This is a genomic window from Rhodococcus sp. ZPP, assembly GCF_017656075.1.
In the GTDB taxonomy this organism is placed as follows: Bacteria; Actinomycetota; Actinomycetes; order Mycobacteriales; family Mycobacteriaceae; genus Rhodococcus_F; species Rhodococcus_F oxybenzonivorans.
On the sequence record NZ_CP058638.1, the window covers coordinates 3948558 to 3962148 of the forward strand.

Consider the following 13591-nt stretch of genomic DNA (forward strand, 5'->3'; position numbering starts at 1 on the left):
GTACTCCTTATCGCAAATGATTGTCAAAGCCATGAATGTGCATGTGGCGATGTGTCACGACGCCAGGTTCCGGCTGATCGTGAGGGAATTGGAGTCCATCATCTGTATGTAGGTCCCGGCGTCCGACCCCACGTCCCCGAGTGACTCGGTGAACAGGGAGACGACGGCGACGGGCAACCTCGCCTCCGAAGCCAGCACCTCGGCGAGCCGATTCGGTTGTGACGAATCCACGAAGATTGCCGGTGCCTTCGCGGAAGTGATGGTGGCGGCGAGTTGCGACAGGTCGGAAGCGCTGGGTGAGGCCAGCGTGGTCCCACTCGGAATGACGGCGCCGACCACCTCGAAATCGAATCGCTCTGCGAGATAGCCGAATACATGATGGTTCGTGACCAGTGTGCGGCGCTCTTCCGGAATGCCTGCGAACCGAGACGTCATCCGCTCGGTCAGCTCCTCGAGTTGACCCGAGTAGTCATCGGATCGATCTCGAATCACCTGTGCGTCCACACCGGTCACGTGCTCGATGACCGCGTCGCGAACAAGGGCGACAGCGTCGCGCATGCGGTCCGGATCGGTCCAGATATGTGGGTCCAGTAAGCCCGAGGACTGCCCGGTGCCGTACTCGATGGGCCGCACACGCTCACCGACCTCGAGAATCGGGATCGACTCGGCCCGGGCAGCTTCGACAGTGCTTCCCAATCCCTCTTCGAGCCCGAGTCCGTTGGATACGACGAGATCGGCGCTCGCCACCCGTGCGGCTTCCGGCGCCGAGATCTCGAACGAGTGCGGGTCGGCATTCCTCGGCATCAGCACCATGACGTCGGCCTGATCCCCGACGACGTTCTCTACCACGTCACCAAGAATGTTCGTCGTCACCACCACCAACGGGCCATCGGAGGCGGAGGAGGCACACGCGGTGACGGCCGAGGCGGTGAGCGCGAGCAGAAGACCGAGCGGCACCAGGCGCCGCAACGTCGCCGTCATGAACCCACGACGCTGACCGAGGAGACGGAAATTCCGACATCAAGCCTGCGTGCTATTCGTGCGTTGTCTCGATAGTCGATCTCTATCACGGCTTTCGCTTCCGGGTCGGTGACGTAGGCGCGATTGCCGCCGACGGTGATCGCTGCGGACTCGTGCGGCTTGTCGCCGGTCAGGGCCGGGGCGGATGCCGTCTCCGCCCCGGACGCTGCGTCGAACACCCGGAAGGTGCCGTCGGCGAGGACGGCGAAGAGCGAGCGGCCGTCGCCGGACAGGTTTACGTCGAGCGCCGCGGCCGGCGTCCGAACGTGGGTCCAGTGGTGGGTCAGTGGATCGAGCAGCAGCACACCGTCATTGGCGATAGGTGATCCCGCTGTCGCGGCTAGGAGGGGCGTTCCGTCCGTCCCACGGAACGCGGTGGGGCGGGTGCTCGGTCCGATGCCTTCCGGGTACGGAATCTTCTCCGCCGTCCACTGTCCGCCGGTGACGCGTGCGAGGAAGACACCATCGTCACACGCCGCGAGCGCGTAGGAGTCGAAGACGGCGTGTCCGTTCGCTGCCGGGCACGCGACGTCGAATGCCGTCTCCACCCCGCCGTTCGCGTTGCGGAGCTCGAACGAAGCCGGTGCGAAAGCCCCTGCGCCGGTGCCCGGTCGAGAGACGAGGTAGCGATCGGCGACGGGTATCGCCATTCCGGCGTGCGCAGATGCGGACGGCACGACCTCGCCGACCTCGGCGCTGTCCTTGCGCAGCTGCGCGAAGTCGATCACGTCGGCGCGGCCGTCGGCATCGAAAAATGTGGCGACCTTGTCGTCACCGATTACGACGGCTCCCGGCTGTTTGCCGGTCAGCTTGCCGATCTCGATGGGGGCCTTGGTGTAAGAGTGGTTGTGGTCGCCGTGGTCGATGGTCCATGATCCGGCGTCGACCACATGCACGGTGCCGCCCGATGCATCGACTGCGAACGCGTAGCGGTCCTTGACTGTGGTGAGGACCGTCGGATGGTCGAAATGGAACGAATGGACCTTGTCCGCGGTCGTCAGATCGAGGACGTCGACACGGCCGGACAGCGCGTCTGCGACGACCAGTCGTGGCTCGGGCCCCTCTACCTCGGTGGCTCCTGCTTCGGCCGCGAGGTCGCTGCCAGGCCTGCTCTGGCCGCTGGGCGCGGTCTCGCCCGTCGCGTCCGTCGCGTCCGAGCCGCACCCGGTCGATACCAGCGCGGCGATCGACGTGGCGATCGCCGCGCGCACCAGTGTCCTGTTCTGCACTATGCACTCCATCTATTACTAATGATAATCATTACTGATAGGCTAGCCAATCGGCACAGGCGCGGGCGAACTCGCTGCACGAAGGCGCATCACTGCAGTTCGGATGAGTACGGCGACGAAGAATTGCAGCACGGCCAGTCCGGCAATGGTGGAGCCCGCGGCGGTGTCGGCGTTCCACGACACGATCAGTCCAAGGGCTGTGGCCGACCATCCGAGCAGCACGGCCAGACCCATGGTTGCGACAAGCGAGCGGCCGAAGAGTGCCGCGGTGGCGGAGGGCGCAACCAGGAGTCCGAAGACGAGCAATGTTCCGACGATGCGGAACGACGCTACGACGGCGAGGACTACCAGGGCGAGCAGCGCCAGGTGCGCCAACCGCGGGCGCAGTCTCAGTGTGTGTGCTTTGCGTTCGTCGAAGACCAGAGCAACGAACGGCCGGTAGGCCACCACGGAGATCAGGGCTGCGACCACAACGGCTGCGGTGAGCCAGATCAGATCGTCCCACGTTGCCGACAGCACATCCCCGAACAGGAACGCCGTGAGATCGACCGCGAACGATCGTGCCCGCGAGACGATGACCACACCGAGTGCGAGCATTCCGACGAACAATAGACCGATGCCCGTGTCCTCGGACAGCCGGGAATTCTTCGACACCCACGAAACGCCAAGAATCATCACCACCGCGCTCGCGGCTGCGCCGAGGATGAGGTTGGCGCTCGCGAGGTACGCGACCGCCACGCCGGGCAACATCCCGTGGGAGATGGCTTCACTCATGAACGCCATTCCGCGTACCACCACCCAGGTGCCCACCAACCCGCACAGAACGGAGACCAGCATTCCGGCGAACAACGCCCGGCGAACGAAAGACACCATGAACGGATCGAGTAGCCACTGCATGGTGCTAACCTAAGCGATAATGATTGTCGTAAGCGAACTCACCGTGCGGTACGGGACCGCCGTGGCGCTGAACCGTGTCAGCGCATCCTTCACTGAGCGGGCGGTTACCGCGCTCATAGGGCACAACGGGTCCGGCAAGTCGACGCTGCTCCATGTACTGGCCGGCATCCTGCGCCCCACGTCCGGAAGCATCGACGGCCTCCGCGGGCGGCCCGTTGCCTACGTGCCACAACGCACGGCGGTCGGGGACAACCTGCCCCTCACGGTGCGCGAGCTCGTCGGCATGGGCGCGTGGCAGCGCCGTGGACTGTTTCGCCGCCTCACCCCCGACGACCGCCAAGCTGTGGAGGTTGCGTTGACGAGGCTTGACATCACGGATATCGCTGCGCGGCAAGTAGGTACGCTGTCGGGCGGTCAACGGCAACGCGCGTTGCTTGCTCAGGCGCTCGTGCAACGCGGTGACCTACTGCTCCTCGACGAGCCGACCACCGGACTCGATGCGCAGGCCCGCGCCGTAATCAACGACGTGATCGACGAAGAAGCCGCACGAGGTGCCATCGTCGTCGTGGCCACCCACGAACTGCTCGATGCCGAGCGCGCCGGTCGCACGCTGACGTTGACGGCCGGGTCTCTTCAGGGGCCGACGGACGCCACTGTGTCCGGGAAGTTCTCTGTGTCTGCTTAGTTTTCTGTGTCCGCCTGGCTCTCAAGTGGCAGTTCGACGAGTACGAGCCGGTTGCCGTCGGGATCGCGGAAATAGAACATGGGCGGTACGTAGTCGCCGAGGCGCATGACCTCCGCGTCCACATCGACACCGTGCGCCGCGAGAGTCGCATGATCGGCGTCGGCGTCCGCAGTGGACAGCCGAATGCCGGTCTCGACGCCGGCCGGTGCGCCCTCACGTTCCGGAACCAGGGCAATGGAGGTGACTGATCCTGGGGGTGCCACCTCGACCCAGCGCTGCCCCTCGCCGAACTCGGCATCCATGCGGCGTTCGAAACCGAGTGTGCTGACGTAGAATTCGAGGGCCCTGTCCTGATCGGCGACAGGTACGGCCACCGTATGCACCCCGTTGATGTGTGTCTTGCGCTGTGCGGTCACGGTGTCATCCCCTTCTCGTCACCTCTCCTCGACGGAGCTCACGGCTGCGCGAACGCCTTCTCGAGTGCGGCGATGTCCAACTTGCGCATCTGGAGCATCGCCTGGACGGCGCGCTGGGCCGCGGCGGTGTCGGGGTCGCTCATCAGCTCGTACAGGCGTTCGGGGACCACCTGCCAGGAGACTCCGAAGCGGTCCTTCACCCAGCCGCACTGGCTTTCCTCTCCACCGTCTGACGTGAAAGCCGCCCAGTATCGGTCTACCTCGTCCTGATCCTTACACCTCACTTCGAACGAGATGGCTTCGCTGAACGTGAATTGCGGGCCGCCGTTGAGTGCGGTGAACGGTTGCCCGTTGATGTCGAAGGACACCGTCATAACCTTGCCCTCGGGGCCGGGTGTGCCGGGCGCGTAATAGGTCACGTCGGTGATTCGTGAGTCCGGGAAGAGGGAGGTGTAGAACTTTGCTGCCTCTTCACCGCGGTCGTCGAACCAGAGGCAAGGGGTGATGGGTTTCATGGCGTGGTCCTCTCGGGTGATTTCGATCAATCCTCACCGATATGGACCACGCACATGCCCGAAACTCATCGCCCGGCGGCCACGAATCTCAGCGGACCGTCCGAGTGGTAGCCACAGCAATCGCACCGAGCAGCCCCACCAGGGCAAACGCATAGAAGCCCCACGGGACGGCGTAACCGGCTCCCAGCATCACCCCACCGAGAATGGGACCGCAGATCGCGCCGACGCGTCCCACGCCTGCAGACCAGCCCAGCGCGGTCGCACGGATCTGCGGCGGATGGTTCGCCGAGGTGAATGCGTAAACCAGCACCTGCGCACTGAACACGAAGCACCCGGCGAGAAACACCAGCACATAGATCCCGAACGACACCTTGACGCTGAGCAACGCCAGGAACACCGCGGCGCCGGCGAACCAGATGATCGCCGCAGGACGAGGGCCGATTCTGTTGGCCACGCCGCCGGCAATCAGAAGTCCGACCACCGCGCCGGCATTGAGGATGAGCAGGAAGGTGAGCGAGGCCCCGAGGTTGTATCCGGCTTCGCGCATGATGGTCGGCAACCAGGTGTTGAGTCCATAGACGAGCAGCAGTCCCATGAAGGACGTGACCCAGATAGCGATGCTGTTGCGCAGGAACGGACGTGAGAACAGGGCGCGCACCGGATTGGCTGCGGACGCGACGGGTGCGTCGGCGGCCGGCGCGGGTTCCAGTTCCAGTCCGTACTGCTTCGCGATGGCCTCGGCCTCGGACCGCTTGCCCTGCGCGAGGAGGTACGACGGCGATTCGGGGAGGTAACGCAACATCAGGGGAATCAGCACGATCGCGGGCAGCGCACCTGCAACGAACATCGACCGCCAGCCGAACGGCTCGATCAGCACGATGGCCAGCGCGGCCGTCGCGACCGCACCCACGTGATACCCGGTCATCAGCAGAGTCGATGCCGAACCGCCGCCTTGCTTCTTCGAGAATTCGTTGACCAGAGCCAGCGCCGTCGGGAGTGCGCCACCGAGGCCCACGCCGGCGAGGAATCGGAACAGTCCGAAGAAGAACGGGTTGGGCGCTACCGCGCACAGCAGTGTCAAGAGCGAGAATGCCGCGACCGCGTACAGCAGCGCGCGCCTGCGGCCGATCACGTCGGTGAGCGTGCCGATGACGAGCGCCCCGATCGTCATGCCTACCAGGCCGAACGTCGAGATGAACGTGATTGTGCCTGTAGACAGACTCCAGTCGGCGTCGTCCCGCAGCGAGGGGATCACGGCGCCGAGCACCACGAGATCGAACCCGTCGAGTAACACCGCCACCCAGCAGAGGGGTGCGACCCAGAGGGCAGTGGAGGAGCGCATCGCGCTCCGTTCGGAAGTGGTCATCAGATCCTCGGCTTCAGCAGTGTTCGTCACTTGAACACAAGTTCATATTGCGCACCGATTGTGTGGTGAGTCATAGATCCGTGTCAAACGGCGTCGGTTCGCCGCACCACACGCGGAATACTGGCGGCATGGCCGGAGCCGACGAACGCAGCATGCTGGGCCGGGCATTTCTCGTTCTCGGTGCGTTCACGTCGCAACGGCCGCGTCTGTCCCAGTCGGAGTTGAGCAGGCGTACCGGTCTGCCCCTGCCCACCGTGCATCGGCTGTGCCGGCAGTTGGTGGAACACGGCGCACTCGAGCGGGCCGACGACGGAACCTACGAAATCGGGGTCCAGCTGTGGGAATTGGGGGCTCTCGCGCCCCGCGCCCACGGACTGCGGCAGGTGGCGCTGCCGTATCTCGAGGACCTCTACGAGGCCACCCGCGAAAACGTCCAGCTGGTGGTCCGGGAGGGGCTCGAAGCGCTGTACATCGAGCGACTGTCCGCGCGGGGTGCCGTGACCGTGGTCGGGCGTGCCGGGGGACGGCTGCCGCTGCACGCGTCGAGTGGTGGTCTGGTTCTGCTGGCGTTCGGCGGCGGCGAGCTGCTCGACGCCGTGCTCGCAGCCGGCCTCGAGCGCTTCACCCCGGCGACCATCACCACCGAACACCGGCTTCGCAGCACCCTCGACGACATTCGCCGAACCGGATGGGTCACCTGCCGTGAACATCTCAATATCGGGACGCTGGCCGTGGCTGCGCCGGTGTCGCGGTCGACGGGCGAGGTCGTGGCCGCCGTGTCGGTCGTGGTGCCTGCGGAGAAGGATCCGGCACCGCTGATTCCCGCCGTGCGGGCGGCGGCACGGGGCATCTCGCGCGGCGTCGCCTAGTGGTCTTTCACTCAGTGAAAGTGGAGGTTTCGGGAGTGCGGTTCGGGCGCAACAGTGACTGGTGTCACGAACTACGCGAGGAGTCTGCGCATGAACACACAGGTCGGGATCGTCGGCGGAGGCCCCGCAGGACTGATGCTGTCCCACCTTCTGCACCTGCAGGGCATCGAGTCTGTGGTACTCGAAACCCGCACCCGCGAGGAGGTCGAGGGCACGATCCGCGCCGGTGTGCTCGAGCAGAACACGGTGGATCTGATGGTCGACACCGGGCTCGGCGACCGCATCAAGCGTGAGGGGCACACCCATCAGGGCATCGAACTGCGGTTCGGCGGCAAGGGGCACCGCATCGCGTTCGACGAACTCACCGGCGGCCGCGCGGTCACGGTGTACCCGCAGCACGAGGTGCTGAAGGACCTCATCGCCCGCAGGCTCGCGGACGGCGGTGACCTCCGCTTCGGCGTATCGGACGTGCACGTGCACGACCACACGTCCGAATCCCCCAAGATCATCTATCGCGATGCCGACGGCAACGAGCAGACCCTCACGTGCGCCCTCGTCGGCGGATGCGACGGGTCGCGGACCAGCACCCGCGCCCTGATCCCGGCGGCCACCGTGCGGACGGACCACTTCCGTCAGTACCCGTTCGCCTGGTTCGGCATCCTCGCCGAGGCCCCGCCGTCGTCGGAAGAGCTGATCTACGCCAACCACCCGCGCGGCTTCGCGCTGATCAGCACCCGCACCCCGCAGGTGCAGCGGCACTACCTGCAGGTCGACCCCGACGATTCGGTGGATGACTGGTCCGACGACCGTATCTGGTCCGAACTGCACGCCCGCGTCGACGGCGAGGGCGCAGAAATCAAGGACGGCAAGATATTTCAGAAATCGATCCTGCAGTTCCGCAGCTTCGTGTGCGAGCCCATGCAGCACGGCAACCTCTTCCTGGCCGGCGACGCCGCCCACACCGTGCCCCCCACCGGCGCGAAGGGCATGAACCTCGCGATCGCCGACGTCTACTTCCTGTCCAAGGCGATGTCCGAGTACTTCACCACCCGCAGTCGGGCCGGGCTCGACAGCTACACCGACACGGTGATGCCGCGCGTCTGGCGCACCCAGCACTTCTCCTGGTGGATGTCCTCGATGCTGCATCGGCTCCCCGACGACACCGGATTCGGCCACAAGCGGCAGATCGCCGAACTCGACATGGTCACCCGATCAGTCGCCGGACGCACCCTCATCGCCGAGAACTATGTGGGCACCCCGCTCGAGCTGTGAGTACTTATTAACCGCCCGCGGTTAATAAGTACTCACAGGCGGCGGAGCTGCTTCTCCCGGGAAACGACTCCACTCACAAACTAGAACCTGTTACATTCGCCGAAGGGGGAACGACAACAGGAGCCGCCATGATCCTCGATCGGTTCAGAGTGGACGGCCGGGTCGCCGTCGTCACGGGCGCGGGCCGCGGCATCGGCGCGGCCACCGCGGTGGGGCTTGCGGAGGCGGGCGCTCACGTCGCCATCTCCGCCCGCCATGCCGATCAGCTGCAGAAGGTGGCGACGCAGATCGAGGAGGCCGGGCGACGCGCGTTGGTCGTGCCCGCCGATCTCATGGATCTGCACGCCGTCGCCGCGCTCGCGGACGCCGCGCAGGAAGAGTTCGGAAGGCTCGACATCGTCGTCAACAACGTCGGCGGCACCATCCCCAACGCCCTTCTCGACACCGACTCGGACTATCTCGAGGAGGCATTTCATTTCAATGTGAGCACCGCACATGCACTTGTGCGGGCGGCGGTTCCGCACATGCTCGCGCACGACGGCGGGTCGGTGGTGAACATTTCGTCGGTGATGGGCAGGCTGTCCGGCCGCGGCTATCTTGCCTACGGAACGGCGAAAGCCGCACTGGCACATTACACCCGGCTGGCGGCCCGCGATCTGAGCCCTCACGTCCGCGTCAATGCGATCGCCGTGGGGTCGGTGTTGACGTCCGCACTCGAATTCGTCGCCTCCGACGAGGCGGTGAAAGCGTCGATGGAAAGCGTCACCCCGCTCGGCCGGATCGGCGACCCCGAAGACATCGCGGCGGCCGTGCTCTACCTGTCCTCGAAGGCGGGTTCGTACATCACCGGCAAGGTACTCGAGGTCGACGGAGGCCTCGACCAGCCGAACCTCGACCTCGGCCTTCCTGATCTGAAACTCGGAGAGAAGCCATGAGCTACCGCGTCGTCGAATGGTCTACCGGCACAGTCGGGCGACATGCCATCGCAGGGATCGATGCCCGCGACGACCTCGAACTGGTCGGCGTCTGGGTGTCCAATCCGGACAAGGTCGGGAAGGACGCCGGTGAACTGGCCGGCCTCGACCGTGAACTCGGGGTGAGGGCCACCGACGACAAGGCTGCCCTGCTCGCGTTGAAACCGGATTGCATCGTGCATACCGCGATGACGGACGACCGCATCTTCGAGGCCGTCGAGGAGCTGATCTCCTTTCTCGAAGCGGGCGTCAACGTCGTGTCGTCGGGTCCGGTGCTACTGCAATATCCGATCGGCGTCGTCCCGGCCGAACTCGTCGACCGCATCCGCCGTGCCGGCGAGCAGGGTGGCGCCAGTCTGCACGTCAACGGCATCGACCCAGGGTTCGCCAATGACGTTCTGCCGCTAGCCATGACAAGTTTGTCGCAGCGCATCGACGAGGTCCGCTGTTACGAGATCGCCGACTATTCCACGTACTACCAGCCCGTGGTGATGCGTGACATCTTCGGATTCGGGAAACCTCTCGACGAGACGCCGATGCTGTTTCAGCCCGGAGTGCTGTCGCTGGCGTGGGGAAGCGTCGTCCGCCAGATCGCGGCAGGCCTCGACATCACACTCGACGAGCCGCTGGTGGAGAAGGTCGCACGGATTCCGGCAGACCACGACCTCGACGTCGTGTCCTGTCACATCCCCGCAGGCACGACGGCTGCCGTGCGGTTCGAGGTCATCGGCACCGTCGACGGCGTACCGCGCGTGGTACTCGAGCACATCACCCGGACGCATCCGGACCAGATGCCCGAGTGGCCGAAGCCGAACCGCGGTGACGGCTGTTATCGCATCGACATCACGGGAGAGCCGATGATGTCCGTCGAGTTCAACCACAACGGCGAAAACGGTGACCACAACGTGTCGGGCATGATCGTCACCGCGATGCGACTGGTGAACTCGGTGCACGCCGTCGTCGAGGCCGAACCCGGACTCGTCACCGCACTGGATCTGCCACTCATCACCGGTCGCGGGTTGTGCGCTCCGCGCCCCGTGAGTACTTATTAACATCGGGCGGTTAAGAAGTACTCACAGGGGCGAAGCCCTCACGGGCGAAGCCGTCAGTGCGCCTCGGCGAGCTCCGCTCCGATGCCGGTCTCGGCCCGCACCAGCATTTCGGCGAACTTTTCGTCTCGGTCGGACTTGATGCCGTTCCGCCGTTCCGCGACGAGCGAGCCGATCACTGCTGCAGCCAAACCCAGAGGCATTGTGATGATGACGGGCAATTGGATGGTGAGCGGTGCCGGTCCGCTGCCCAACCAGAGCGCCTCTGTGAACATCAGGCTGATCACGGTCGACGCCAGCCCCACGGAGATTCCCCACACGGCTCCTGTGCTGTTGAACCGTCGCCAGTTGAGACTGAGGAGCAGGCTGGGGAGGTGAGCGCTTCCCGCTACCATGAACGCCATTCCCATGAAATAGGTGATATTCGTGCTGTCGCCAATGGCCATGGTCAGCCCGATGGCGATGATGCTGAACGCAACCGCGGCGTACCGCGCGATCTTCGCTTCGCGGATGTCTGTGGATTCCGTGTCGGCGGCTTTCGTGCGGGTGACGGTGGGCCAGACGTCGTGCGCGAATGTGCCCGCCGCCGAGATCACCACACCGGCGACCACGGCGACAATGCTGGCGAATGCCACGGCCGCCACCATAGCCAAGGCGATGGATCCGCCTACCGTGCCGACGCCGCCGCCGAGTTCGGTGACCAGGGTGGGTGCCGCAAGGTTGCCGCCGGCACCGACGCGATCTGCTCCGTCGGGTCCGAGAAGTGCAGCGGTGCCGAATCCCATCACGATGACGATCAGGTAGAAGGCGCTGCACAGCGCGACAGTCCAGCCGAGAGACTTCCGTGCAGTCGCGGCCTCCGGGACCGTGAAGAAGCGAATGAGGATGTGCGCCATGCCCGCGGTGCCGAGGGCGAAGGCCAGTGAGTACGAGATGAGATTGATTGCGCCGGTCTGTCCGAAGATGAGTCCGGGCGTCAGGATCGCGTCTCCTGCGGCGGCGTTGTCGGTGGCGTCGGACAAGACGGACGGGAGACTGAACCCGAACTTCGCGAGAATTCCCAGGCAGACGATGATGGCCAGCACGGACAAGATGGACGACTTGATCACCTGGACCCAGGTGGTGGCAAGCATGCCGCCGACGAAGACATAGATGCCCATCAAACTTCCGGCGACCACGACGGACAGCCCGAAGGGAATGCCCGAGACCGACTCGAGGAGGACGCCCGCCGCGACGAGCTGGGCCAACAGCACGAAGGTGCCGGTGACGATCGTGCTGAGCGCGACCACCACCCGGACCTGCCGGGCACCCGTCCGGAACACGAGAACGTCGGCAAGAGTGTACTTTCCGACGTTGCGCATCTTCTCGGCGAGGAGGAACAGCACAGGGAGGAAGGAGACGACGGAGGTACACAGGATCACGGCCCCGTCGACGCCCTTGTAGAAGATCAGTCCGGTGGTACCCAGGAAGCTGCCCGCGGAGATGAACTCGCCGGCAATCGCGAAACCGTTCTGCCAGCCGGTGATCGAGCGACCGGCCGCAAAGAAGCCGGTGGCGCTGCGACTGCGCCGGGACGCGGCAAAGGTGACCCAGAGGGTCAGGGAGATGACCGCAGAGCAAATGGCAATGGCAAGGTAATCGGCTTCGCCCGTCATGCGGCACGCTCCTGATGGCGTAGTTCGATGGCCAGAACGGCCGCATCGGCGGCCGGCTGAATGTAGGTCCGGGATAGCCGGAAGTAGGCGTACACCAGAAGCCAGGTGCCGGCGAACTGGGAGAACACCACCCACAGTGAGAGCGGTATGCCCAATAGTGCAGTCCTGCCGAGCACTTCGGGGAAGAAGGCGAACCCGACGAGGAAGCTGGTGAACAATCCGACCGCGACGACGCCGAGGCTTGCCGTCACGGCGCGGCGACGTCGTCGCAGTTCGACGAACTCCGGCAACGCGAGGATCGGTGACCAGATCGCGGCGCCGGATTCGGTGAGGGAGGCGTCGGTGGTCATGCGTGCACCGCCGCACGGCGCGCGGAGTCGAGCGCGAACCGGTTCTCGTCCCAGCCGTCGGTCAGCGGCCCGAAGTAGTGGAAGCGGACCTGTTTGCGACGGTACAGCCAGCGGTCGCCGACGCGGACCACCTCGTCGGTGTATCGGCCCGCTGCGATCGACGAGGTGCCACCCGACACGCACGGTTGCCACAGAAACGAGCGCACGGTCGCGCGGTCACCGTCCAGGTCGATCTCGAGGTTGGTGATGAAGTGCCAGAACGCCGTGAGGCCACCGGCGGCGAGTCCGGAGAAGAACTCCCTCATCTCGGCCTTACCGCGGGGGTTGGACAGGCCGTCGAACTCTCCGTCGTCGGTGAACAAGTCCATCAGAGCGTTCCAGTCGCCGTCGTCGAGTAGACGGCAGTACTGCGCATCGAGTGTCCGGATGGACTCGAGGTCTTCCAGTCGGCGGATTCGTTCTTCGAGGGTGCTCAAGGCGGCGTACCTCCACGGTGCAGAGCGGGTGAGGAAACACGGTCATTAACGGCCGTTCATGTGATGGGGACCATAATCGAGGGTGGGAGGGTAGTCAAGACGACGGTTGTTGCCCATCCGTCCTGGTCGCTCTACTCTCCGAGAGATGAACACTCGGTCAATCGTCGCCGCTCAGCCGACCGTTCGGCAGCGCATTCTGGACACTGCGCTCGACGAGTTCTACTTCTCGGGGTTTCACGCGGCGACGATGCGGAACATCGCGAAAAATGCCGGTTGTAGTGCGGCAAACGTGTATAACCACTTCGAGAACAAGGCCGAGCTCCTCGTCGACATTCTGCGTTCCGCCAGCGACGAGCAGTTCACCGCTACCCGGAACGCCCTGCGGAAAGCGGGCCCGGCACCGGCGGATCGGTGGCGAGCTGCCGTGGTGGCGCACTCGCTGTACGCCGCGCGACACCAGCGCGCCTGCCTGGTCGCCAACACGGAACTGCGGTACCTCGAAGAAGTCGATCGCAAGCGGGTGGTCGGATCTCGGGACGCGCAGGAACATCTCTTCGTCACCATCGCGGAAGAGGGCGTGACCAGCGGCGACTTCGACGTCCCGCACGTCCATCAGGCTGTCACCGCGGTCTTGACCATGTGTGCCGGCATCGCTCTCTGGTACCGGGCCGAGGGTCCTCTCTCGGCGCAAGCGGTTGCCGATTCGTACGGCGTCTATGCGCTCAACCTCGTGGGATACCGCGCACCCTGAGTCGGCGCTGTCCGAGGTCACCGTTGACGCCGGCGGCGCACCCGTGCTGTACTGGGTGAACAAGCGT

15 protein-coding genes are annotated in these 13591 nt (G+C 65.0%); 6 read left to right on the top strand and 9 right to left on the bottom strand.

The genetic code is table 11. The features are described from left to right. Nucleotides 1–54: 54 nt before the first annotated feature. Genes aztC through aztB form a run of 3 tightly spaced genes read right to left on the bottom strand, consistent with a single transcriptional unit; the run spans nt 55 to nt 3146 of the window. The gene (gene aztC / locus HYG77_RS18705; protein WP_208960193.1) at nt 55–981 is read right to left on the bottom strand and encodes a zinc ABC transporter substrate-binding protein AztC; all 927 of its coding nucleotides are present in this window, start codon (nt 979–981) and stop codon (nt 55–57) included. Next, entirely contained in the window at nt 978–2249 is a 1272-nt protein-coding gene (locus HYG77_RS18710; protein WP_208960194.1) for an ABC transporter, read from the bottom strand. Before HYG77_RS18710 ends, aztC begins: the two co-directional genes overlap by 4 nt. Before the next feature lie 42 nt (nt 2250–2291). Next, the gene (aztB, locus tag HYG77_RS18715; protein ID WP_208960195.1) at nt 2292–3146 is read right to left on the bottom strand and encodes a zinc ABC transporter permease AztB; all 855 of its coding nucleotides are present in this window, start codon (nt 3144–3146) and stop codon (nt 2292–2294) included. A gap of 19 nt (nt 3147–3165) precedes the next feature. Between aztB and aztA the strand changes: the two genes are divergently transcribed. Further along, a complete protein-coding gene (gene aztA, locus HYG77_RS18720) occupies nt 3166–3831 on the top strand; it encodes a zinc ABC transporter ATP-binding protein AztA (protein ID WP_208960196.1) in 666 nt (221 codons plus the stop codon). Here aztA and HYG77_RS18725 read toward each other — a convergent pair. The 3 genes from HYG77_RS18725 to HYG77_RS18735 form a co-directional block, all read right to left on the bottom strand. Continuing rightward, nucleotides 3828–4247 (bottom strand): VOC family protein, encoded by a 420-nt coding sequence (locus tag HYG77_RS18725; RefSeq protein ID WP_208960197.1) that lies wholly within the window; start codon nt 4245–4247, stop codon nt 3828–3830. The two genes, aztA and HYG77_RS18725, sit on opposite strands and share 4 nt — an antisense overlap. 38 nt (nt 4248–4285) lie before the next feature. Then, nucleotides 4286–4762, bottom strand: coding sequence for a VOC family protein (locus HYG77_RS18730; protein ID WP_109334005.1), 477 nt, complete (start codon nt 4760–4762; stop codon nt 4286–4288). 88 nt (nt 4763–4850) lie between these two features. Beyond that, entirely contained in the window at nt 4851–6128 is a 1278-nt protein-coding gene (locus HYG77_RS18735) for an aromatic acid/H+ symport family MFS transporter (RefSeq protein WP_109334003.1), read from the bottom strand. 128 nt (nt 6129–6256) lie between these two features. On the opposite strand from HYG77_RS18735, the gene HYG77_RS18740 reads away from it, so the two are divergent. The 4 genes from HYG77_RS18740 to HYG77_RS18755 all read left to right on the top strand — a co-directional run bounded on the left by HYG77_RS18740 (nt 6257) and on the right by HYG77_RS18755 (nt 10295). Next, a complete protein-coding gene (locus tag HYG77_RS18740; RefSeq protein WP_208960198.1) occupies nt 6257–6997 on the top strand; it encodes an IclR family transcriptional regulator in 741 nt (246 codons plus the stop codon). A 90-nt stretch (nt 6998–7087) separates the two neighbouring features. Next, complete coding sequence (locus tag HYG77_RS18745) at nt 7088–8269, top strand: 4-hydroxybenzoate 3-monooxygenase (protein ID WP_208960199.1); 1182 nt, start codon at nt 7088–7090, stop codon at nt 8267–8269. 128 nt (nt 8270–8397) lie between these two features. Beyond that, on the top strand, nt 8398–9204 hold the full coding sequence (locus HYG77_RS18750) for an SDR family oxidoreductase (protein ID WP_208960200.1): 807 nt from the start codon (nt 8398–8400) through the stop codon (nt 9202–9204). Further along, nucleotides 9201–10295, top strand: a complete 1095-nt coding sequence (locus HYG77_RS18755) for a diacylglycerol kinase (protein ID WP_208960201.1) — start codon at nt 9201–9203, stop codon at nt 10293–10295. The genes HYG77_RS18750 and HYG77_RS18755 overlap by 4 nt, the downstream gene beginning before the upstream one ends. Before the next feature lie 53 nt (nt 10296–10348). Here the strand turns inward: HYG77_RS18755 and HYG77_RS18760 are convergent, their stop codons facing one another. From HYG77_RS18760 to HYG77_RS18770, 3 genes are read right to left on the bottom strand one after another with little or no spacing between them, the layout of a single operon-like run. Then, nucleotides 10349–11947, bottom strand: coding sequence for a cation acetate symporter (locus HYG77_RS18760; protein WP_109333993.1), 1599 nt, complete (start codon nt 11945–11947; stop codon nt 10349–10351). Continuing rightward, nucleotides 11944–12297 (bottom strand): DUF485 domain-containing protein, encoded by a 354-nt coding sequence (locus tag HYG77_RS18765; protein ID WP_109333991.1) that lies wholly within the window; start codon nt 12295–12297, stop codon nt 11944–11946. Before HYG77_RS18765 ends, HYG77_RS18760 begins: the two co-directional genes overlap by 4 nt. After that, complete coding sequence (locus tag HYG77_RS18770) at nt 12294–12773, bottom strand: nuclear transport factor 2 family protein (RefSeq protein WP_208960202.1); 480 nt, start codon at nt 12771–12773, stop codon at nt 12294–12296. Before HYG77_RS18770 ends, HYG77_RS18765 begins: the two co-directional genes overlap by 4 nt. Before the next feature lie 145 nt (nt 12774–12918). On the opposite strand from HYG77_RS18770, the gene HYG77_RS18775 reads away from it, so the two are divergent. Beyond that, on the top strand, nt 12919–13524 hold the full coding sequence (locus tag HYG77_RS18775) for a TetR/AcrR family transcriptional regulator (RefSeq protein WP_208960203.1): 606 nt from the start codon (nt 12919–12921) through the stop codon (nt 13522–13524). Nucleotides 13525–13591 lie beyond the last annotated feature (67 nt).

Coding starts and splice junctions, on each gene's coding strand:
- aztC (WP_208960193.1), bottom strand. CDS start 981: ATGACGGCGACGTTGCGGCGCCTGGTGCCGCTCGGTCTTCTGCTCGCG.
- aztB (WP_208960195.1), bottom strand. CDS start 3,146: ATGCAGTGGCTACTCGATCCGTTCATGGTGTCTTTCGTTCGCCGGGCG.
- aztA (WP_208960196.1), top strand. CDS start 3,166: ATGATTGTCGTAAGCGAACTCACCGTGCGGTACGGGACCGCCGTGGCG.
- HYG77_RS18730 (WP_109334005.1), bottom strand. CDS start 4,762: ATGAAACCCATCACCCCTTGCCTCTGGTTCGACGACCGCGGTGAAGAG.
- HYG77_RS18735 (WP_109334003.1), bottom strand. CDS start 6,128: ATGACCACTTCCGAACGGAGCGCGATGCGCTCCTCCACTGCCCTCTGG.
- HYG77_RS18740 (WP_208960198.1), top strand. CDS start 6,257: ATGGCCGGAGCCGACGAACGCAGCATGCTGGGCCGGGCATTTCTCGTT.
- HYG77_RS18745 (WP_208960199.1), top strand. CDS start 7,088: ATGAACACACAGGTCGGGATCGTCGGCGGAGGCCCCGCAGGACTGATG.
- HYG77_RS18750 (WP_208960200.1), top strand. CDS start 8,398: ATGATCCTCGATCGGTTCAGAGTGGACGGCCGGGTCGCCGTCGTCACG.
- HYG77_RS18755 (WP_208960201.1), top strand. CDS start 9,201: ATGAGCTACCGCGTCGTCGAATGGTCTACCGGCACAGTCGGGCGACAT.
- HYG77_RS18760 (WP_109333993.1), bottom strand. CDS start 11,947: ATGACGGGCGAAGCCGATTACCTTGCCATTGCCATTTGCTCTGCGGTC.
- HYG77_RS18765 (WP_109333991.1), bottom strand. CDS start 12,297: ATGACCACCGACGCCTCCCTCACCGAATCCGGCGCCGCGATCTGGTCA.
- HYG77_RS18775 (WP_208960203.1), top strand. CDS start 12,919: ATGAACACTCGGTCAATCGTCGCCGCTCAGCCGACCGTTCGGCAGCGC.